Origin of the sequence: Magnetospirillum gryphiswaldense MSR-1 v2, from assembly GCF_000513295.1 — a bacterium.
In the GTDB taxonomy this organism is placed as follows: domain Bacteria; phylum Pseudomonadota; class Alphaproteobacteria; order Rhodospirillales; family Magnetospirillaceae; genus Magnetospirillum; species Magnetospirillum gryphiswaldense.
This window is the reverse complement of the sequence record NC_023065.1, coordinates 2,583,424-2,602,935: the sequence shown is the minus strand read 5'-3', so window position 1 is coordinate 2,602,935 and position 19,512 is coordinate 2,583,424. Positions and strand designations below refer to the sequence as shown.

General features: G+C 64.6%; 22 protein-coding genes and 1 other RNA gene. 8 read left to right on the top strand and 15 right to left on the bottom strand.

The annotated features are described in order from the left end of the window. Window positions 1–3: 3 nt before the first annotated feature. From mraY to MGMSRV2_RS12275, 10 genes are all read right to left on the bottom strand, one after another. Window positions 4–1,092, bottom strand: coding sequence for a phospho-N-acetylmuramoyl-pentapeptide-transferase (mraY, locus tag MGMSRV2_RS12320; protein WP_024080671.1), 1,089 nt, complete (start codon window positions 1,090–1,092; stop codon window positions 4–6). 10 nt (window positions 1,093–1,102) lie between these two features. Further along, window positions 1,103–2,491, bottom strand: a complete 1,389-nt coding sequence (locus MGMSRV2_RS12315; protein ID WP_024080670.1) for a UDP-N-acetylmuramoylalanyl-D-glutamyl-2,6-diaminopimelate--D-alanyl-D-alanine ligase — start codon at window positions 2,489–2,491, stop codon at window positions 1,103–1,105. After that, window positions 2,488–3,918 (bottom strand): UDP-N-acetylmuramoyl-L-alanyl-D-glutamate--2,6-diaminopimelate ligase, encoded by a 1,431-nt coding sequence (locus MGMSRV2_RS12310; protein ID WP_024080669.1) that lies wholly within the window; start codon window positions 3,916–3,918, stop codon window positions 2,488–2,490. Before MGMSRV2_RS12310 ends, MGMSRV2_RS12315 begins: the two co-directional genes overlap by 4 nt. After that, window positions 3,902–5,662, bottom strand: coding sequence for a peptidoglycan D,D-transpeptidase FtsI family protein (locus MGMSRV2_RS12305; RefSeq protein ID WP_024080668.1), 1,761 nt, complete (start codon window positions 5,660–5,662; stop codon window positions 3,902–3,904). Before MGMSRV2_RS12305 ends, MGMSRV2_RS12310 begins: the two co-directional genes overlap by 17 nt. Then, window positions 5,659–6,039 (bottom strand): cell division protein FtsL, encoded by a 381-nt coding sequence (ftsL, locus tag MGMSRV2_RS12300; protein WP_024080667.1) that lies wholly within the window; start codon window positions 6,037–6,039, stop codon window positions 5,659–5,661. The genes MGMSRV2_RS12305 and ftsL overlap by 4 nt, the downstream gene beginning before the upstream one ends. Beyond that, window positions 6,036–7,022, bottom strand: coding sequence for a 16S rRNA (cytosine(1402)-N(4))-methyltransferase RsmH (gene rsmH, locus MGMSRV2_RS12295; protein WP_024080666.1), 987 nt, complete (start codon window positions 7,020–7,022; stop codon window positions 6,036–6,038). The genes ftsL and rsmH overlap by 4 nt, the downstream gene beginning before the upstream one ends. Then, window positions 7,019–7,498, bottom strand: coding sequence for a division/cell wall cluster transcriptional repressor MraZ (gene mraZ / locus MGMSRV2_RS12290; protein WP_024080665.1), 480 nt, complete (start codon window positions 7,496–7,498; stop codon window positions 7,019–7,021). Before mraZ ends, rsmH begins: the two co-directional genes overlap by 4 nt. Window positions 7,499–7,847: 349 nt before the next feature. After that, an RNA gene (gene rnpB, locus MGMSRV2_RS12285) (RNase P RNA component class A) lies at window positions 7,848–8,234 on the bottom strand. Window positions 8,235–8,462: 228 nt separating this feature from the next. After that, window positions 8,463–9,218 carry a protein phosphatase CheZ gene (locus tag MGMSRV2_RS12280; protein ID WP_024080664.1) on the bottom strand — a complete coding sequence of 252 codons (756 nt, stop codon included), beginning with the start codon at window positions 9,216–9,218 and terminating at the stop codon, window positions 8,463–8,465. Between the two features lie 48 nt (window positions 9,219–9,266). Further along, the gene (locus tag MGMSRV2_RS12275; RefSeq protein WP_024080663.1) at window positions 9,267–9,692 is read right to left on the bottom strand and encodes a bacteriohemerythrin; all 426 of its coding nucleotides are present in this window, start codon (window positions 9,690–9,692) and stop codon (window positions 9,267–9,269) included. A 112-nt stretch (window positions 9,693–9,804) separates the two neighbouring features. Here MGMSRV2_RS12275 and MGMSRV2_RS12270 point away from each other — a divergent pair, with 112 nt between their 5' ends. Beyond that, a complete protein-coding gene (locus MGMSRV2_RS12270) occupies window positions 9,805–10,794 on the top strand; it encodes an endonuclease/exonuclease/phosphatase family protein (protein ID WP_041634446.1) in 990 nt (329 codons plus the stop codon). Here the strand turns inward: MGMSRV2_RS12270 and MGMSRV2_RS12265 are convergent. The 3 genes from MGMSRV2_RS12265 to MGMSRV2_RS12255 all read right to left on the bottom strand — a co-directional run bounded on the left by MGMSRV2_RS12265 (window position 10,758) and on the right by MGMSRV2_RS12255 (window position 12,355). Next, complete coding sequence (locus MGMSRV2_RS12265) at window positions 10,758–11,003, bottom strand: hypothetical protein (protein WP_024080661.1); 246 nt, start codon at window positions 11,001–11,003, stop codon at window positions 10,758–10,760. The two genes, MGMSRV2_RS12270 and MGMSRV2_RS12265, sit on opposite strands and share 37 nt — an antisense overlap. Before the next feature lie 139 nt (window positions 11,004–11,142). Next, the gene (locus tag MGMSRV2_RS12260; RefSeq protein WP_024080660.1) at window positions 11,143–11,556 is read right to left on the bottom strand and encodes a bacteriohemerythrin; all 414 of its coding nucleotides are present in this window, start codon (window positions 11,554–11,556) and stop codon (window positions 11,143–11,145) included. A gap of 112 nt (window positions 11,557–11,668) precedes the next feature. After that, window positions 11,669–12,355, bottom strand: coding sequence for a pirin family protein (locus tag MGMSRV2_RS12255; protein ID WP_024080659.1), 687 nt, complete (start codon window positions 12,353–12,355; stop codon window positions 11,669–11,671). A 147-nt stretch (window positions 12,356–12,502) separates the two neighbouring features. Here MGMSRV2_RS12255 and MGMSRV2_RS12250 point away from each other — a divergent pair, with 147 nt between their 5' ends. The 3 genes from MGMSRV2_RS12250 to MGMSRV2_RS12240 all read left to right on the top strand — a co-directional run bounded on the left by MGMSRV2_RS12250 (window position 12,503) and on the right by MGMSRV2_RS12240 (window position 14,399). Then, complete coding sequence (locus tag MGMSRV2_RS12250; protein WP_242410678.1) at window positions 12,503–13,612, top strand: cyclic nucleotide-gated ion channel; 1,110 nt, start codon at window positions 12,503–12,505, stop codon at window positions 13,610–13,612. Then, window positions 13,609–13,953, top strand: a complete 345-nt coding sequence (locus MGMSRV2_RS12245; protein ID WP_024080657.1) for a DUF1491 family protein — start codon at window positions 13,609–13,611, stop codon at window positions 13,951–13,953. Before MGMSRV2_RS12250 ends, MGMSRV2_RS12245 begins: the two co-directional genes overlap by 4 nt. A gap of 71 nt (window positions 13,954–14,024) precedes the next feature. Then, window positions 14,025–14,399: a RidA family protein gene (locus MGMSRV2_RS12240; RefSeq protein ID WP_024080656.1), complete on the top strand. Its 375-nt coding sequence runs from the start codon at window positions 14,025–14,027 to the stop codon at window positions 14,397–14,399. Between the two features lie 25 nt (window positions 14,400–14,424). On the opposite strand, the gene MGMSRV2_RS12235 is transcribed toward MGMSRV2_RS12240, so the two are convergent. Further along, window positions 14,425–15,186 carry a class I SAM-dependent methyltransferase gene (locus MGMSRV2_RS12235; RefSeq protein ID WP_024080655.1) on the bottom strand — a complete coding sequence of 254 codons (762 nt, stop codon included), beginning with the start codon at window positions 15,184–15,186 and terminating at the stop codon, window positions 14,425–14,427. 117 nt (window positions 15,187–15,303) lie between these two features. Here MGMSRV2_RS12235 and MGMSRV2_RS12230 point away from each other — a divergent pair, with 117 nt between their 5' ends. The 3 genes from MGMSRV2_RS12230 (at window position 15,304) to MGMSRV2_RS12220 (ending at window position 17,136) form a co-directional block, all read left to right on the top strand. Further along, entirely contained in the window at window positions 15,304–15,972 is a 669-nt protein-coding gene (locus MGMSRV2_RS12230) for an SDR family oxidoreductase (protein ID WP_024080654.1), read from the top strand. A 9-nt stretch (window positions 15,973–15,981) separates the two neighbouring features. Next, window positions 15,982–16,584, top strand: a complete 603-nt coding sequence (locus tag MGMSRV2_RS12225) for a 2-hydroxychromene-2-carboxylate isomerase (protein ID WP_041634445.1) — start codon at window positions 15,982–15,984, stop codon at window positions 16,582–16,584. Window positions 16,585–16,683: 99 nt separating this feature from the next. Further along, on the top strand, window positions 16,684–17,136 hold the full coding sequence (locus tag MGMSRV2_RS12220) for a flagellar biosynthesis repressor FlbT (RefSeq protein WP_024080652.1): 453 nt from the start codon (window positions 16,684–16,686) through the stop codon (window positions 17,134–17,136). Between the two features lie 42 nt (window positions 17,137–17,178). Here the strand turns inward: MGMSRV2_RS12220 and mutL are convergent, their stop codons facing one another. After that, the gene (gene mutL / locus MGMSRV2_RS12215; RefSeq protein WP_024080651.1) at window positions 17,179–18,990 is read right to left on the bottom strand and encodes a DNA mismatch repair endonuclease MutL; all 1,812 of its coding nucleotides are present in this window, start codon (window positions 18,988–18,990) and stop codon (window positions 17,179–17,181) included. A gap of 92 nt (window positions 18,991–19,082) precedes the next feature. Between mutL and MGMSRV2_RS12210 the strand changes: the two genes are divergently transcribed. Continuing rightward, the gene (locus MGMSRV2_RS12210) at window positions 19,083–19,511 is read left to right on the top strand and encodes a hypothetical protein (RefSeq protein WP_024080650.1); all 429 of its coding nucleotides are present in this window, start codon (window positions 19,083–19,085) and stop codon (window positions 19,509–19,511) included. Window position 19,512 lies beyond the last annotated feature (1 nt).

The following is a 19,512-nucleotide window of genomic DNA, read 5'->3' as shown; positions in this document are numbered from 1 at the left end:
TCTCTACCTCAGCTTCAGGGTCGACAGGCCGACCAGGGCCAGGATGCCGGCGATGATCCAAAAGCGGATGACCACGGTGGGTTCGGCCCAGCCCTTCTTCTCGAAGTGATGGTGCAACGGCGCCATGCGGAAGACCCGCTTGCCGGTCAGCTTGAAGCTGGCCACCTGGACGATGACCGACACGGTTTCCAGCACGAACAGGCCGCCGACGATGGCCAAGACCAGCTCATGCTTGGTCACCACCGAGATGGCGCCCAAGGCCCCGCCCAAGGACAGCGAGCCGGTATCGCCCATGAACACCATGGCCGGCGGCGCGTTGAACCACAGGAAACCCAAGCCGGCACCGACCAGTGCACCGCAGAACACCGCCAACTCGCCCGAGCCGGGGACGTAGTGGATTTGCAGGTAATTGGCGAAGACGGCGTGGCCGACCAGATAGGAGATCAGGGCGAAGACGCCGGCGGCGATCATGACGGGCACGATGGCCAGCCCGTCCAGGCCATCGGTCAGGTTGACGGCATTGGAGGCGCCGATGATGACGAAGACGGCGAAGGGGACGAAGAACCAGCCCAACTGGATCAGCAGGCTTTTCAGGAAGGGGACGGCCAAGGTGCCGGCCAAGGGCTCGCGCTGGATGGCATAGACCCACAAGGCGGCGATCAGGGCGATGGCGATCTGGCCGGCCAGCTTCAGCTTGCCGGGCAGGCCCTTGGGGTTCTTCTTCGACACTTTGAGGAAATCGTCCAAGAAGCCCAGCAGGCCATAGCCCAAGGTGACCATCAGCACGATCCAGACGTAATGGCTGCGCAGATCGGCCCACAACAGCGTGGCGACGGCGAGCGCGATCAGGATCAGGAAGCCGCCCATGGTGGGCGTTCCCTTCTTGGTCAGCAGATGGCTTTCCGGGCCGTCGGCGCGGATGGGCTGGCCCTGCTTTTGCCATTGGCGCAGCCAGCGGATCAGGCCGGGGCCGATGACGAAGGCGACGACCAGCGCCGTCAGCACCGCGCCGCCGGTGCGGAAGGTCAGGTATTTGAAGAGGTTGAACACGGCAACCTCGTCGGCAAGGGGATAGAGCAAGTTGTAGAGCATGTTTTCCCCGTCACCCTTCCAGCAAGGCTTTGACCACCTGGGCCATGCGCGACCCGGCGGAACCTTTGACCACCACCACGTCGCCGGGCTTGATCACGGTTTTGATGAGACCCGCCAATTCCGTCGAATTGGCGGCATGGATACCGCGCCGCGTTGCCGGCAGCGCCTGATGCAGGTGGGCCATCAACGGGCCTGCGGTGCACACCAGATCGGTGTTCCACAGCGCTGCCGCCTCGGCCAGATGGGTGTGCAGCGCCGGGGCCGAATCGCCCAGTTCCAGCATGTCGCCCAGCACCGCGATACGGCGTCCGCCCTTGCCCGGACGGGCGGCGGCCAAGGTGGCGATGGCCGCCTTCATGGACACCGGGCTGGCGTTGTAGCTTTCGTCGATGACTTCGATGCTGCCGCCCTTCCAGGCCACCACATGGCGCTCGCCCCGGCCTTTCGGCGGGCACATGGCGGCCAGTGATTGCGAGGCTTTTTCGGCGTTGCCGCCCAAGGCCTCCACCGCCAGCAGCACGGCCAGGGCGTTCATGCCCCAATGCAGGCCGGGGACGCCGACGCGGAAGGCCAGGGCATGGTCGCGCAGCAGGGCGAACACCGCCGTGTCGTCGGGATCGACGGCGCAATCGAGCATGCGGGCATCGGCATCGATATGACTGCCGAAGCTTTGACGGTGGCTGATGCCGGCGGTCTTGGCGGCGGCGGCGAGACGGCGGAAATGACGGTTGTCGCGCGGCAGGATGACGGTGCCGCCGGCTTCGACGCCCAGGAAGATTTCCGCCTTGGCGTCGGCGATGTCCTCGGTAGTGGCGAAAAAGGCCGAATGCACCGCCTCGATGGTGGTGATCAGGGCCACATGGGGGCGAACCATTTTGGTCAACGGGATCAACTCGCCCGCATGGTTCATGCCCAGTTCGAACACGGCGAAGACGCAATCGGCGGGCATGCGGGCCAAGGACAGCGGCACGCCCCAATGATTGTTGAAGCTGCCGACCGAATAATGGGTCTTGCCCTGGCGCGACAGGGCCAGGGCCAGCATTTCCTTGGTCCCGGTCTTGCCGACCGAACCGGTGACGGCGACGATACGGGCATTCGAGCGGGCGCGGGCGGCACCGGCCAGATTCTGCAAACCGGTCATGGTGTCGGTGACCAGCACCAGCGGCAGGCCGTCGCAGCCTTCCGGCACCTTGTGGACCAGGGCGGCGACGGCGCCGGCCTCGATGGCGGCCTTGACGTGGTCGTGGCCGTCGTGGTTGGGACCGGAAAGCGCGATGAACAGATCGCCGGCAGCGATAGAGCGCGAATCGATGGACACGCCCTCGGCGGTCCAGTCACTGGCCCCCATCAGGGTGCCGTGGGTGGCGGCCTGCGTCTCGGCGGCTTTCCATAAGCTCATGCCGCGCCTCCCGCCGCCTGGCGGCATTCCTCGGCATCATCGAAGGGCAAGGTGTGGGCGCCGACGATCTGGCCGCTTTCGTGGCCCTTGCCGGCGACCACCAGCACGTCGCCTTGACGCAGCAGCGATACGGCGTGGCGGATGGCGGTGCGGCGGTCGGCGATTTCCATCGCACCCTTGGCGGCGGCCATGATGGCGGCGCGGATCAGGCCCGCGTCTTCCGAACGCGGGTTGTCGTCGGTGACCAGGATGATGTCGGCCAGCCGGGCGGCGATTTCGCCCATTTGCGGGCGCTTGCCGGGGTCGCGGTCGCCGCCGCAGCCGAACACCACCAGCAATCGGCCCGTGGCATGGGGGCGCAACGCCGTCAGCACGGTTTCCAGGGCATCGGGGGTGTGGGCGTAATCGACAAAAATGGGGGCGCTGTCCTTGTCCGCCACCTTTTGCAGGCGACCAGGGATTTCCGTCAGGGATTCCAGGGCATTGATGGCGGCCAAGGCATTGCCGCCGCAGCCGATGACCAGTCCCAGGGCGGCCAAAGCGTTGGCCGCCTGGAAGGTGCCGGCCAAGGGCAGGCGGATGGTGGCGCTGTGGCCCAGCACGTCCAGATCCAGCACTTGGCCATGGGAATCGGGGCGAATGTCCTTCAGCGCCAGTTCGGTGCCGGCACGGCCAAAGCGCAGCACGCGACGGGGACCGGCGGCCTGGGCCACCTGCGCCGCCACCGGGCAATCGGCGTTGATGACGGCGACACCGTCCTCGGGCAGCAGATCGGTGAACAGGCGCAGCTTGGCGGCCAGATAGGCCTGCATGTCGCCGTGATAATCCAGGTGGTCGCGGGTCAGGTTGGTGAAGCCGGCGGCCTGTAGTTTGACCCCGTCCAGGCGGAACTGGTCAAGGCCGTGGCTGGAGGCTTCCATGGCCGCATGGGTGATGCTGTTCTCGGCCAGTTCAGCCAGGGCTTCATGCAGGTCGGCGGGATCGGGGGTGGTCAGGCTGGGGCGGCTGGGCCAGCCATCGGCGATGATGCCCAAGGTGCCGAGCGAGGCGGCGCGATGGCCCAGGCTGGTCCACATCTGGCGGGTGAAGTTGACGCACGAGGTCTTGCCGTTGGTGCCGGTGATGGCGGCCATGACCTCGGGCTGGCGGCCATGGAAGCGGGCAGCGGCCAGGGCATAGGCGCGGCGCGGATTGTCCACCGTGACCAGCAAGGCGGTGCCGGTATCGGCTTGGGTGCCGGTCTCGGCGACGATGACGACAGCGCCCTGGGCGACGGCCTGGGGGATGAAGGCGCGGCCATCGGCCTTGCTGCCCGACAGGGCGAAGAACAGGGTGCCGGGGCCGACCTTGCGCGAATCGCAGGTGATCGCGGTGATCAGCGGATTGGCCGTGTGATTGCCGGGGATCAGGTCAGCGAGATTGCGCAAGGTCGCCTCCCTTGCTGACTGGCGGCTTGGCGGCGGCGCTGGCTTCGGGCAGGGCCTTCGGCGCGATCCCCAGCATGGGGGCGATCTGGGCGATGATGCGGCCCGCCGCCGGCGCGGCGGTCCAGCCGGCGGTGATATAGCCGTAGGTTTCTTTGGTGCCCTGCGGTTCGTCGATCATGGCGATGACCACGTAACGCGGGTTGTCCATGGGGAAGGCGGCGACGAACGACGACAGCACCGCCTTTTTGCGATAGCCGCCATGGGCGGCCTTCTCCGCCGTGCCGGTCTTGCCGCCAACCTCGTAACCGGGCACGTCGGCCTTTTTGCCGGTGCCTTCGGTCACCACCATGCGCATCAGATTGCGCATATGGGCCGAGGTTTTCTGCTTCAGCACGATCTCGCCGGGAACCGGGGTGCCGTCGGGGCGGTGGGTCAGGGTGAGCGGATGAAAAATGCCGCCATTGACCAAGGCGACGGTGCCCGCCATCAACTGGGCCGGGGTCACCGACAGGCCATGCCCGAAGGAAATGGTGATGGTGTTGATCTCGCGCCATGGACTGGGCACCTGGGGGGCGCCCACTTCCGGCAGTTCCAGGGTGGGGGAATCCAGCATGCCCAAGCGGCCCATGAAGCGGCGCTGGAAATCGCTGCCGGCTTCCAGGGCCATGCGGGCCGAGCCGATATTGGACGAATGGATCAGGATTTCCGGCACGCTCATCCAGCGGTTCTGGGCGTGGTCGTCGTGGATGGTATGGCTGCCGAACTTCAACGGTTTGGTGGCGTCGAAGCTGGAATTGATGTTCACCCGCCCGCTTTCCAGCGCCATGGCGGTGTTGAACAGCTTGAAGGTCGAGCCCATCTCGTAGGCGCCCTTGGTGGCGCGGTTGAACATGGCCTCGTTGGTGCCGGCGGGCGGGTCGTTGGGATCGAAATCGGGCAGGCTGACCATGGCCAGCATCTCGCCGGTCTGAACGTCGGCGACCATGCCGGTGGCGCCCAGGGCGTTGAATTGCTGCACCGACTTTTGCAGTTCGGTGCGCACCACGTTTTGCACGCCCACATCCAAGGATAGGGCCAAGGGGGCGGAATCCTCGGTCAGTCGCCGATCGAAGAAACGCTCGATACCGGCGATGCCCTTGTTGTCGATATCGGTCATGCCGACCACATGGGCGACCAGATTGCCATGGGGATAGACCCGGCGTTCGCCCTTTTCGAAATGCAGGCCAGGAATGCCCAGGGCGTTGACGTCGTATTGCTGCCGTGGCGTCAGGTTGCGGCGCAGATAGACGAAGGTTTTGGCCCCTTGGATGCGGGCGCGCACGTCGTCGGCATCCATGTCGGGCAGGGCGGCGGCCAGCTTCTTCGCCGCCTCGGCCACGTCGACACGGGCTTCGATCATGTCTTGCGGACGGGCGTACAGCGACACGGTGGGCAGGCTGGTGGCCAACACGGCGCCATCGCGGTCGGTGATGTCGGCCCGGCCCATTTCCAGGTCCTGGGTCCGGGCCTGGGGCAGCGCGCGCGGCTTGGCCGGATTGCCGTCGAGGACGGCGACATCGATCATGCGTCCGCCGATGATGCCGAAGATGGCCAGGAAAACCAGGGCGGTGACCAGCAGGCGGGTGCGGCTGGTCTCGATGGCGCGCGAGCGCACACCATCCAAGCGCAAGGCGCCGGGGTTGTTTTGCAGGTCTTCGCCCGGATGGATGCCGGGGTGATAGGGGGTGCGGGAAAACAGGCTCATCGCATGTCCCCCACGTTAGGCCTGGTTTCGGCCAAGGCCGGCGCCGGGCGGGCGGGCGGCTTGGGCATGGCGGCAACCGAAGCATGAGGCGGGGTGGCGTCGTGACGCAGGGCTTGCATGGTGGTGACCTGGGTCGGCCCCATCACCTTCATGTCCAGGTACTTTTCCGACAATTGCTTCAGGCGCGCCGGGTCGTTCAGGAAGCTCCATTCGGCCTTCAAGACGTGGATGGCTTCCTGGTTGGCGCGAATTTCCTGGTTCAGTTCGGCCAGACGGGCTTCCTGTTCCTTGACCTGATGCTTGACGTAAAACAGGCCGATGCCGACAAGGCCGGCGGCCAGGGTCAACAAGATGGTGCCGATCATGCCGCGGATCATGCCGCACCTCCCGCCACCCAAGGGGCGGCGTCGGTACGCAAGGCGGCGCGCAGCTTGGCTGAGCGCGCGCGCGGATTGGCCCGGCATTCGGCGTCGGACGGGGCGGTGGCCTTGCGCGAGATCAGCGAGAAGGTGGGGGCCGGGCCGGCGGCCTGGGCCGGCAAATGGCGCGACGGCGCCGGCATGTCGCCAGAACGCTTTTTCAGGAAGGTCTTCACCACCCGGTCTTCCAGCGAATGGAAGGTGACCACGGCCAGCCGACCGCCGGGGGCCAGCAGCCGTTCGGCCGCTTCCAGCCCGCGTTCCAGCTCGCCCAATTCGTCATTCACATGGATGCGCAGGGCCTGGAAGGTGCGGGTGGACGGGTCGATGCCGTCGCCCGATTTGCGCACGGCGCCGCGGATGACGTTGGCCAGTTGCAAGGTGCGGGTGAAGGGGGTGTCGAGGCGGGCGGCGACGATGGCACGGGCGACGCGGCGGGCGTACTTTTCCTCGCCCAGATGATAGATGATGTCGGCCAGTTCGGCTTCCGACGCGGTGTTGACCACATCCGCCGCCGACGGGCCGCTTTGTTCCATACGCATGTCCAAGGGGCCGTCCTTGGCGAAGGAAAAGCCGCGCTCGGCCTGGTCGATCTGCATGGACGACACGCCGATATCCAAGGCGATGCCGTCGACCCTGGTGATGCCGGCCTGAGGCAGCAACAGGTCCATGTCGCCATAACGACCCTCGATGACGTTCAGGCGGCCATCGGCGGCTTGGGGCAGGCGCCGGCCAGCGGCAATGGCCGACGGATCGCGGTCGATGCCGAAAACGTGGATGCGGGCGCGATCCAGCAAGGCCAAGGAATAGCCGCCGGCACCAAAGGTGCCGTCGACCATCACGTCGCCGTCTTGGGGGGCCAGGGCCTGGACCACCTCGGCCAGCAAGACCGGGATATGAGGGCGGGAGTCCGAGTCCGTGGTTTGGGCGGGGCTGGTCATTTTCCGTCTCCGACCACGGGCTTGACCGGAGCTTTCAAGGGCAGGGTCGGACGGTTTTTCAGGGCGCGGGCGCGGATTTCGGCTTCCATCGCCTTATAGGCTTCGGGCTGCCAGATCTGGAAGGTCTGGCCCTTGCCGACGAAGGCGGCGGTCTCGCTCAGGCCGGCATGTTCGATCAGGTCTTCGGGCAACAGGATGCGGCCTTCGGGATCCCAGGCCAATTGGCGGGCGTCGGCGAAGATCAGGGCCGAGATGTCTTCCTGTTCCGGCGAGAAGGCGTCGAAAGTCTGGGTGCTGTCGGACAGGCGCTCCATGAAGTCCATGCCGCAGCCCTCGATGCAGGACGCGGTGAACGACCGATAGGCGATGATGCCCTGGAAAATCTGCTGGGACAAAGTCGTGCGGAAGCTCGCCGGAACGGAGACCCGTCCCTTGCGATCAACCTTATTCACGATAGTGGAGAGGAAAAGTCCCATCCCCCATGTCCGCCTTGCCGAAATGTGCCCGTTATCCCCAGAACCCCCCTACCGCGACGCACACTTCGCCCTAAGGCGTCTCTCGGTGGGTTCTTATGGGATAACATGGGTAAATATGGGCGTCAATGGTATTGACTAGTAAAACCATGGTCCGAACTGGTTGTTGTCAAATCAATTGACATTCTCGCAAAGTAGACGAACAAAGCCGTACAACGCCTTGATTCACTTGAATGAATCGGCATCGAAAGGTAAACAGAAGGTAAATTTGTTCGAGAATTGTTCCCAGGCGTCGGCCCTCGCCATAGGGAGATTCCGATGGGCCGGCATGGGGGGAGAGAAGGGGGAAATTTGCGCCAGACGGCCTGTAAGCCGGGTTCTGTCCCATGGTTACCCATGGCGACGGCCATTCATCTGGGACGTCCGTTACCGGACGCCTCACGCGACCGACCCGGGCGACTACGCGAAAGCGCGTTTGGTTCCGGCCAAAAGGCCGAAAACTGTCGCCCCTATTTGGTCTTGCTCCCGGTGGGGTTTGCCGTGCCGTTCCCGTTGCCGGGTCCGCGGTGCGCTCTTACCGCACCCTTTCACCCTTACCGCTGCGGACAGCGGCGGTTTGCTTTCTGTGGCACTTTCCCTAGGGTCACCCCCGCCGGACGTTATCCGGCACCGTGCTTCCGTGGAGCCCGGACTTTCCTCCCCACACGTTGCCGTGCAGGGCGGCCGTCCAGCCGTCTGGCGCGGGCGCATCGTGGCGATTGCGGCCGGCGGCGTCAAGGATGGTGTTACCACAGTAAACAAAGAAAATTTTATGCAAAAGTCCTTGGTGTTTACTGTGTCGTCCATCGGGTGATGACCCGATAACTTGCGAGTTCCTGGGGTAAATTCTGTTTATTGACGAAGTGTTAATAAGAAAAAGCCGGTACTGCCATGGGCAGACCGGCTTTTTGCGATAAAAATACGGATATCAGCCGAACAATTTGTCGATTTCGTCCTGGCTGATGCCTTGGTTTTCCAGAGCCGGGCCGTTGAGCAGCTTGGAATCGTCGTCGCGGTGATCGTCGGGCTGCTTGGGGACGATTTCGGCGATATTCTCGGGGCCCCAGATGTCGATCATGGCGTTGACGCGGGACTCGATGTACTTCAGCGTCTTGACCACCTTGGTGATGCGCTGGCCGGTGATGTCCTGGAAGTTACAGGCCTCGAACATGGTGATGACGGTTTCGTTGATGTCTTCGGCCAGGCGCTTCACATAGGCGTCATCCCCGTGCGAGCCGATTTCGCTGGTCAGCGATTCGATCTTTTCGGCGGCTTCCAAGATGGTTTGGGTGGCGCCTTCGGTGGCCTCGACGATGGCGTCGAGTTCAAAGGTGACGGCCAGGATGCGATCTTCGTCGGAATCCTTGGGACGCAGGGCGGCGATTTCGTGCTTGGTCTGTTCAATACAGACGGCCAGGGCGCGCAGCTCGGTCTTCAGCATCGAGACTTCGGCCTGCTTTTGCGTCACCATCTCGTCCATGTTGGCGACCTGGGCGTCCAGGGGCGGGGCTTCCTCGCCGCGCATGGTGTGTTCCAGCGTGCGGATGTCGTGACGGATCTCGTTCAGAACCTTCAGCACCTCATCATTGGAGGCGCCGCCCAACATGACCGGGGTCTCGCCCTTGGCCGCCTGGGCCTTGAGACGTTGGATCTCCGCGGTAAACAGCTTGCGTTCAGTCATCATTTCGGGCCGCGCCCTCCCCCCGCCAATCTAATTACATGCAACACCGGCTTAATCCGCATCCCCATGCGTGCCGGCTGCGGCCTCGACCCAAGGGCGATAGGCGATATCGGCCCTCAAGATATGATCCGTCAGCCATCTTTTCAGAAAAACCATCAGATCGTCATCAAGAACTTGCCGTTCCCCGGCCATCCAGCGCTGGCGGGCCTCGCGCACCCGGTTTTCCAGGTCGCGGTGGCTTTGGATGTGCTGCTCGCGTTCGGGATAGCCGATCTGGGTCATCAGCGCTTCTTCGCGGTGGAAGTGGTGTTCCACGTATTCCACCAGCACATTGATGACGCTGCCGACCACGGCGCGGCTTTGGCCGGTTTCGATGGCGTCGTGCAATTGATTGATCAGGTTGATGAGGATGCGGTGATCCGAATCGATCATGGCGCTGCCGACGCTATACGTCTCGCTCCATGTCAGGACCGCCATCTCGTACCTCATCCCTGTGCCCAGCAATTCAATAGCATTGGATGGATGCTTGATACAAGCGGGCGGCGGATTACACTGCATGACGGGGCAGGGGGGCGATGGAGGCCCGAAGGTGGAGCGTTGGCGTCTGGCCACTTTTAATCTGGAAAGTCTGGACGACCGTCTGTCCGGAGCCGACGATTTCGCCGACCGTATGGCGGTGTTGCGCCCGCAATTGCAGCGTCTGCGCGCCGATATCCTGTGTCTGCAGGAGGTCAACGCCCACACCATCGACGGCAAGCACGGTCCGCGTGAAGCTACGGGCCTGGACCGTCTGCTGGAGGGCACCGCTTACGCGGACTATCACCGGGTGATCAGCCTGAACCGCGGCGGCAAACGCCCGGCGGACCGCCACAACCTTGTCATCCTGTCACGCTTTCCCCTGCTGTCCCATGGCCAGGTTTGGCATGATCTGGTGCCGCCGCCGGCGATCTTGCCGGTGACCGCGCGCCCGGCTCCCGATCAGGCCCAGGCGGTGGAATGGGATCGCCCCATCCTGTGGGCCGATGTTGATTTGGGGCATGACCGGGTGCTGCACGTGGTTAACCTGCATCTGCGTGCGCCCAGGGCGGCTTGGCTGGCCGGTCAAAAGACCGAACACGGTCGCTGGCTCAGCGTCGGCGGCTGGGCCGAGGGCTTTTATCTGGCGGCGGTCAAGCGCGCCGGTCAGGCCTTGGAAGCGCGGCTTGTGGTCGAGCAAATGTTCGATGCGCAAGGGGATGCGCTGGTGGCGGTATGCGGCGATTTCAACGCCGGCGATCGCGAGGCGCCGGTCAGAACCCTGCGCGGCGACGAGGAAGATACCGGCAACGGCCATCTGGCCGCCCGTATGCTGGTGCCGGTGGAGCGCTCCATCCCCGAAAGCCAGCGCTTCAGCGTGGTTCATCATGGTCAGCGGGTGATGCTGGATCACATCTTGGTGTCGCGCCCGCTGTTGGGCTGTTTGGCCGCGTGCGAAATCCACAACGAGACCCTGGGCGACGAACTGGTCGGTCCGGCGACGGTGTGGACCGCCCCCGACAGCTTTCACGCCCCCATGGTGGCGGAATTCATCGGCGACTGACCCATGGACGGCCTGCGCAGGGCGGCGTCGGCGCGGCGACCGAACGACACCAGATGGCGCATCAGATTCTGGCGCAGGAAAGACTTTTCCGGGTGGTTGTTGAGCAGGTCGTGGATGCGCTCGAAGCGGTCAAGGTCGCTGGGCACCCGGCAGTCATGCCGGTGCGCGGGCAGGGCGTCACCGCAGAACGGGCAGCGCGTATAAGGCATGGCATGGCCCCCTTTTGCACTCAAACCATGACCCGATCATCGATCAGGACCGGGGCCAAGGCAAAGTGGCATACGGCGGAGGCGGCCCGTTCAAGAGGATAGGGTTGTGCGCTGCAACATATACCTTAGGGGCTTGGGTTCAGGCGGCGCCGGCCCGCCCACTCAGGCACGGGACGTAACGGGAATCCTCGCTCCGGATGTGGTGGACCAGCCAGTCGCTGAGGAAGCCGTGCAGTTCCGCCGCCACCACCGCCGACGGGTCGCGGTCATAGGCGCTTTCCAGCCCGCGCACATGTTCGGCCATGATGCGGTGCGACTGGCGGTGGGCGGCCAGATCGTCATAGCCGGCGGCTTCCATCAGCCGCTCTTCCTCGCCGAAATGGTAATAGACATAGCGGATCAGCTCGCCCAGGACCAAGCCGGTGACATCGCGGGAATTGCCGGCGCTGACCGCGGCCCCCAACTGGTTGAGCAATTCGATCAGGCGGCGGTGATGATCGTCCAGATGGTCGATTCCGACGCTCATATCTTCATTCCACAGCACGATGGCCATGCGTTTCCCCCTTTCCGGTTTTTGAGTGCCCGGATTTTCAGTGGGGGAAAGCATAGCATGGTGCGCCGCAAAATGGGTAATGCCGTACGTGCAAGGCGGCATTGACCTGGCGTTACGGGCCTTCGACCAGGACGATCTCGGCTTCATCGATGCAATGGATGTCCAGACTGGGTTCATCCGTGATGGCCAAGCCGTCGCGTGGGGCCAGAGCGATGCCGTTGATCACCGGATTGCCGCGCGCCGCCACCAGATAGGCATGTCGGCCGCGTAAGGGGTGGGTGATGCGGTCGCCGGGACTGATGATGCCGCCCAAGACGCGAGCGTCCTGGTTGATCATGGGGGCCTCATCCTCGGTGAAACCCGAGGCCAACACCTGCAATTGCCCCGGCTGGCGCGGAAACTGCCGGGTTTCCCAGCGCGGCGTCAAGCCGCGTGCCCGCGGCAGGATCCAGATCTGGAACAAGGTGGTGGGCCCGTCTTCTTGGTTGTATTCCGCGTGACGGATGCCGGTGCCGGCGCTCATCACCTGAACTTGGCCGGCTTCGGTGCGGCCTTCGTTACCCAGGCTGTCCTGGTGAGTGATGGCGCCTTCGCGCACATAGGTGACGATCTCCATGTCGCGGTGACCGTGCGGGTCGAAACCGGTGTGGGCGGCGATGGTATCGTCGTTCCACACCCGCACCACGCCCCAGCCCAGGCGCTGATGGTCGAGGTAATCGGCGAAGCTGAAATGGTAATGGGCGTGCAGCCAGTCGTTGTCGAAAGTGCCCAAGCGGGCAAAGGGGCGATGGTCGAGCATGGTCAGTCCAGGGTTGTTGGACCTTGGATATCGTGGTGAAACCCGGTTTCGCCAAGGGGTGTCTGGTATTTTGCCTTATTCGGGTGTACATCCGGGCCATGACGGTGCGGCGAGGACACGATGGTGGCACAATGGCTTGAGACATTATTGAGCCGCGATCCCCTGGCGCCGCGCCGGGCGAAATTCTATCGCTGGTTCATCATGCTGGCGGTGGTCGCCTTCACCGGCGAAACCGTGCTCGATACGGTGCCGGGCATCTTTGGCGCCTGGGAGCCGGTGGTCATCCTTGCCGACCGCCTGTTCCTGACCGTGGTGGCGGTTGATTTTTTCGTGCGGCTGGCGGCGGCGTGGCTGTCGCCTGAGCGTTGGCAGGCGGTGGTGGGCTATGTGTTCAGCCCGTTCGGCCTGTTCGACCTGATCGCCTTCGCCCCCGTCGCTCTCAGCGATCTGCTGGGCTGGCCGCACGACGTCGACACCGCCTTCGGCATCCTGGCCTTTCTCAAGCTGGCCCGTTATTCCCCCGCCCTGGAAACCCTGGGGGCGGTGTTGCTGTCGGAATGGCGGCCCCTGCTGTCGGCCATGTTCATCATGGCGCTTTTGGTTCTGTTCACCTCGACGGTGCTGTATTTCGTCGAGCGGCACCTCAATCCCGGCATGATCAGCATCCCCCATGCCATGTGGTGGAGTGTGGTCACCCTGGCCACCTTGGGCTATGGCGACGTGGTTCCGCTCAGTGCCTTGGGCAAGGTGCTGGGCGCTTTTGTCGGTGTGTTGGGCCTGGGCATGTTCGCGTTGCCGGCGTCGATCCTGGCGTCGGGTTTCACCGAGGAAATGCGGCGGCGCAATTTCGTCAACACCTGGCATCTGGTGGCCAAGGTGCCGTTTTTCGCCAAATTGCAGGCGGCGCAGATCGCCCAATTGGCCGCCTTGCTGAAAATGCAGCGCATCATCAGCGGCGAGGTGCTGATGCGGGAGGGCGACGATGCCGATTGCATGTATTTCCTGATTTCCGGTCAGGTGCAGGTCAGCGGTCCCGCCGGCACCTTTGTGTTGAAGGCGGGCGATTTCTTCGGCGAGATCGCACTTTTGCAACATTGCCAGCGTACCGCCACCGTATCCGCCTTGACCCGCTGTCAGGTGCTGGTATTGGATGCCCGCGACTTCCAGCAATTCACCGACAAGTCGCCGGAGATACTGGCCACCATCCGCGCCACCGCGCAAGCGCGCCTGTCGCAAGGGGAAGAGCAGACGTCGTGAGTGAACCGAAACTGAAAGCCAAGCTGTTCATCCACGCCGCCATTCGGCGTTGCAGTTTGCAGGCGCTGCCGGCGGTGGTGGCGCATAAAGGCGACGAGGATTCCGGCACCATCCTGGTGCGGGTCTACATGGGCGGGCGGCAATGCCGGGTCTATGGTCAGGTGCGCGACGCCGAGGGGCGGTTGGGCTGGCTGTGCGCCACCGGGCCGCAGCCGGTGGACGAGGAGCGGGCCGAGGCCTATGTGGCGCGGGCGCGGGCCATCGATGGCGATCTGTGGGTGCTGGACGTGGACAGCGCCGACGGTTCGGCCCCGTTTCTCGAGCCGTTGTTCCGCGCTTGAAGTCTTGCGCCAGCCTGAAATTGGTTTAGAACCAAGCGCCGTATTGCCCCAAGTTGCGCAAAGGACATGCCATGACCCGTACCTTGATTTCTTCCGGCTCTCCGTTCGAGGAAGTGGCCGGCTATTCCCGCGCCGTGGTTCAGGCCCCGTGGGTGTTCGTTTCCGGCACCTCCGGCTTCAAGGACGGCCAGATCGCCGACAGCGAAGTCGAGCAGGCCGACCAGGCGCTGCAGACCATCGCCGCCGCCCTGGATAAGGCCGGCAGCACCATGGCCGACGTCGTCCGCGTCGTCGTCTATGTCACCGACGCGTCCTATTTTCAGACCGTCGGTCCGGTGTTGGGCAAGTATTTCAAGGCGACCAAGCCGGCCAATACCACCATCGTCTGCGGTCTGGTCGATCCGCGCATGAAGGTGGAAATCGAAGTGACCGCGCTCAAGGCGTAGCTTGCCCGAGGCGGCCCGTGCCGGGCTAACCCTTGCGGCGGCCTAAGGCGACCCAGACCCGGTGAGGCACCATCAGTGGCTCGCCGGGGAAGCGGGTGTCGAGCATGCGACCCAAATCCTGGTCGAAATCCTGGATCAGTTGCGGCGACAGCCGCCCGGCGATGCCGACGGTGCCGCGCAGGCGCGCCCGCCATTCCTGACGGTTGTGCGGTGCCGCCACGTCATAGGAAAAGGTTTCCAGATCATGGAAACCGGCGACGGCCATGTCGCCCAGCCATTGCGGATAAATGCCGGTGCCGCCGCCCATGGGCCAAACCGGATTCCATTTGCGGATCATCTCTTCGGTGGCGGCGACCACATTGCCGGGCAAAGGCAGCCAGTCGAAATGGCAGATCGCCAACAGGCCGCCGGGCTTGATCAGGCGGGCCATCTCGGCGGCGGCGGCGCGGCGGTCCAGCCAATGCCAGCATTGGCCGGCGATGGCGCCGTCGAAGGATTGCGCGGCCAAGCCGCTGTCTTCCGCCCGGGCTTCGACGAAATCAACCATCAGACCGGCACAATTGGCCCGCGCCCGCTCCAGCGCCTTGGCCGACAGGTCCAAAGCGGTGACGGTCGCGCCGGCGGCGGCGAACATGCGCGACAGATCGGCATGGCCGCAACACAGGTCAAGAATGCGCGTGTCCGGCGCGGCGAAGCCGAAATCGCGCAGGCGGTGGGCCAGAGAGTCGGGGAAGCCGGCGCGATAATCGCTGAACGCGGTGGCGTCCTGGCCATTTTCAAGAAGCATGCCCTTTGATCCCCCACTTTAGTCGGGCGCATCCCGAAACGACCATAACGTGTCGTCTGGGGTTTGTCATCGCGTATGCACAGGGTTACCATCGCTTTCACCGAAACGGAGGATGCGATGCCGACCATATTGATCACTGGTGCCAACCGTGGGTTGGGTTTGGAATTCGTCCGCCAATACGCCGCCGCTGGTTGGCGGGTGTTGGCCACCGTACGCGACCCGTTATCGGGGCGGGCGACGTCCGAGGCCGGCGGCGAGGTCTATGTGGCCGATATGGCCGACATCGGCACCATGCGCCGATTGAAGCAGACCTTGGCCGGCATTCAACTGGACGTTGTCTTGAACAATGCCGGCATTTACGGCCAGGATCAGTCCTTCGGCAGTGTCGATGCCGATGGTTTCCTGAAGGTCATGCGGGTCAACGCCCTGGCGCCGTTGCAGATGGCCGAATTGTTCGCCGATCAGGTACCGGCCGGGGGCATCATCGCCGCCATTTCCTCGAAGATGGGTTCGGTGGCGGAAAACAGCTCGGGCGGCTTCTATGCCTATCGGGCGTCGAAGGCGGCGCTCAACATGGTGATCAAAAGCCTGTCCCTGGACCTGAAGGACAAGGGGATCACCGTGCTGGCGCTGTCGCCCGGCTGGGTCCGCACCGACATGGGCGGCGCCAACGCGCCGTTGGAGCCGCCGGAAGCGGTGGCCGGCATGCGGGCGGTGCTGGATAAAGCCAAGCTTGCCGACAGTGGTAAGTTTTTCCATTTTGACGGCACCGAAGTGGCTTGGTAGGGGATGGAGATGACCAACGCCATCGACTTCTACTTCGACTTTTCCTCGCCCTACGGCTATTTCGCCGCCGATGCCATCGAGGCCGAGGCGGCGCGGGCCGGTCGGCCCTGCCGCTGGGTGCCCATTTTGTTGGGGCCGGCGTTCAAGGCCTCGGGCAATCAATTGTTGATCGAGCAGCCGCTGAAGGGCGCCTATAGCCGGCACGACTGGGATCGGTTGGCACGGCTGACCGGTATCCCCTACGCCTTTCCCGATCCCTTCCCGGTGGCCAGCGTCGCCGCCGCGCGGGTGTTCTGGTGGCAGGATGCGTCGGATGGAGTTGCGGCCAAGGCCTTTGCCCGCGCCATTTTCGCCGCTTATTTCGCCCATGGTCGCAATATCGGCGACAAGGCGGTGGTCGCGGCCATCGCCGACGAATGCGGCCATGATCGGGCGGCGGCCCTGGCCGCCATGGACGACCCGGCCTGGAAGGCCAAATGCCGCGACGAGACCGAGGCGGCCATCGGGCGCGGCGTGTTCGGCTCGCCCTTCTTCATCATCGACGACGAGCCGTTCTGGGGCTCGGACCGCCTGCCCATGGTGCGCCGCTGGCTGGAAACCGGCGGCTGGTGAGCGTTGCCGCCATTGCGCCGGCGGCGCATGCGCGCCATTGCGCCGGGCGGTGCAAGGGTATAATTCTGTGACCACAATCCGCGTTTCAGGAGAGTTCCCTTGCCCTTGCTGATCGATCTCAAGCCCGGTGAAAAAGTCATCATCAATGGCGCCGTCATCGAAAATGCCGGGGCCAACACCAAGCTTAGGATTCACAACGAATCCAATATCTTGCGGCAAAAGGAAATCCTGACCAACGAAGACACGGCGACGCCGGCGGCGCGGGTCTATTTCTGCCTGCAATGCGCCTATATTTTCCCCGACAAGCGCGACCATTACCTGAACTTGTTCGCTCACTATCTGGTGGAATATCTGGAGGCGTGCCCGTCAGCGGTGGAGATCGGTCAGGAAATCCGCGACGAGGTTCAGGCCGGGCTGTACTACAAGGCGTTGAAATCGTCGCGCAAGCTGCTCAAGCACGAGACCGAGGTGCTGAACCAGTTGGAAAAGGCGGCGCAACAGTGGAACGCCAAGCTGGGCGAAACCCCGGCCCGCGACGACAGCCAGGGCTGACGCGGTACCCGAGGCAAAGCCTGCAGACTTTTTCACGGTAGGCTAACGCCGCCCGAACAGCTTTTCGATATCGGCCAGCCCCAAGGTGACATGGGTGGGGCGGCCATGGTTGCACTGGCCGGACAGCGGTGTGGCCTCCATCTGGCGCAACAGCGCATTCATCTCGGTCACCGACAGCCGTCGTCCCGCCCGCACCGAGCCGTGACAGGCCATGGTCGCGCACACATCCCCCAACTTTTCCCGCAACTTCAGGGCCTCGCCCCATTCGGCCAGATCGTCGGCCAGATCGCGCACCAGCGCTTGGGCGTCGCATTCGCCCAACAGCGCCGGGGTTTCGCGCACCACCACGGCGCCGGGGCCGAAGGCTTCCACCACCAAGCCCAATTCGGCCAGTACGGGGGCGGCCTCGGCCACGCGGGCGGCGCCGGCCTCGCCCAGTTCCACCACTTCCGGCAACAGCAGCGCCTGGGTTTTTATGGTGCCTTCGGCCTGGGCGGCGCGCATGCGTTCCAGCACCAGGCGTTCATGGGCGGCATGCTGGTCCACCACCACCATGCCGGTGCGGGTCTCGGCGATGATATAGGTGTCGTGCACTTGCGCCCGTGCCGCCCCCAGCGGGAAATCCACATTGTCCAGGGGGGCGTTGTCTTCGGCCGCCGGCGCTTGTGGCGGCAGATGCAGGCCGGGCAGGGCTTCGGCCAAGCCCCAGTCCTGACGCGGCGCCTGGGCCGATGCCGCCTGCCAGATCTGCCCCTGGCTGGGGCGGGGCTGCCATTGGTAATTGAACCCTGGGCGGCTGGCCGCCGCCCCCAAGGCGCCCAGGGCGGCATCGCTGACCGTGCTGGCGGTGCGGTGACCGGCGGCGGCCAAGGCATGGCGAATGGCGGAGACGATCAGGCCGCGCACCAACCCGGCCTCGCGGAAACGCACTTCCGACTTGGCCGGATGGACGTTGACGTCCACCGCATCCGCCGGCACCTCGACGAACAGCGCCACCACCGGGTGGCGGTCATGGGACAAGACGTCCTGATAGGCCCCCCTGACGGCGCCGATGACCAGCCGGTCCTTGACCGGGCGGCCATTGACGAACAGATACTGATAGGCGCTGGTGCCCTTGTTGAAGGTGGGCAGGCCGGCCCAGCCGGTCAGGCGCACGCCGTCGCGCTCGGCATCCAGCGGCACGGCGTTGTCTTGGAAATCGCGACCGATGATGGCGCCCAGGCGGGCCAGCAGCGCCTCGGCCCTCTCGCCCTTTTGGCCGGCGAGCTTGAGCACCGGGCGAGTGCCGTCGGACAGCGAGAAGCCCACCTGCGGATGGGCCATGGCCAAACGTTCCAGCACGTCGACCGCATGGGTCAGTTCGGTGCGCGGCGCCTTCAGGAATTTCAGCCGCGCCGGGGTGGCGAAGAACAGGTCGCGCACCTCGACCCGGGTGCCGGACGGGTGGGCGGCGGGCACCGGTTGGCCCTTGGCCCCGCCTTCCACCGTCAAGGCCCAGGCGCTGTCGGCGCCGTGCGGGCGTGAGGTGATGGTCAGGCGCGCGACCGAGCCGATGGAGGGCAGCGCCTCGCCGCGAAAGCCCAGATGGCGGATATGGACCAGATCGTCATCGGGCAGTTTGGAGGTGGCGTGACGTTCCACCGCCAGTTCCAATTGATCGGGCGCCATGCCGCCGCCGTCATCGGTGACGCTGATCAGCGCCTGACCGCCCTCGGTCACCACCACGTCGATGCGGCTGGCCCCGGCATCGAGGGCGTTTTCCACCAATTCCTTGATGGCCGAGGCGGGGCGTTCAACCACTTCGCCGGCGGCGATCTGGTTGACCAGGGTGGGGGGGAGCAAACGGATAGGCATGGCCCGATATTACCGCGCCCGGGTTGACTTCACCATATCTTCACCACATCTCTCCTATGATACGCACAAGGGATCGGGCTTGCGAGGCTCCCATGGCGACCAAGACGATGCAGCATTCGACGAACTTTCATCCGCCGCACAAATCCCATCCGGTTTGGCTGGGGGCCGGCTTGGCGGCCATGCTCCTGGGCGGCGGCGTTGCCCTGTGGCTGCTGTTGGGGCGCGGCGAGGCCGACATCGACCCCTCCGACATGCTGTTGGCGCAGATGCAGGCGGCGGCGGCGGGCGGCAACGTTCCCGCGTTTCATGCTTTGGGCGGTCAATTGCGCGCGGTGCAGGGCAGCGGGCGCATCAATGTCGTCGCCTCCGACGTTCCCGCCAGTCAATGCGTCAAGGCCGGGTGGCGGCTGGCCAAGCTGGGGACGGTGATCGTCAACGGCGTGTTGCCGCAGCGGCTGTCGGCGGCCAAGCTCAGCGAATTGTGCGAAGGCGGCGCCACCTTGACCTGGATTCCTGATTAAT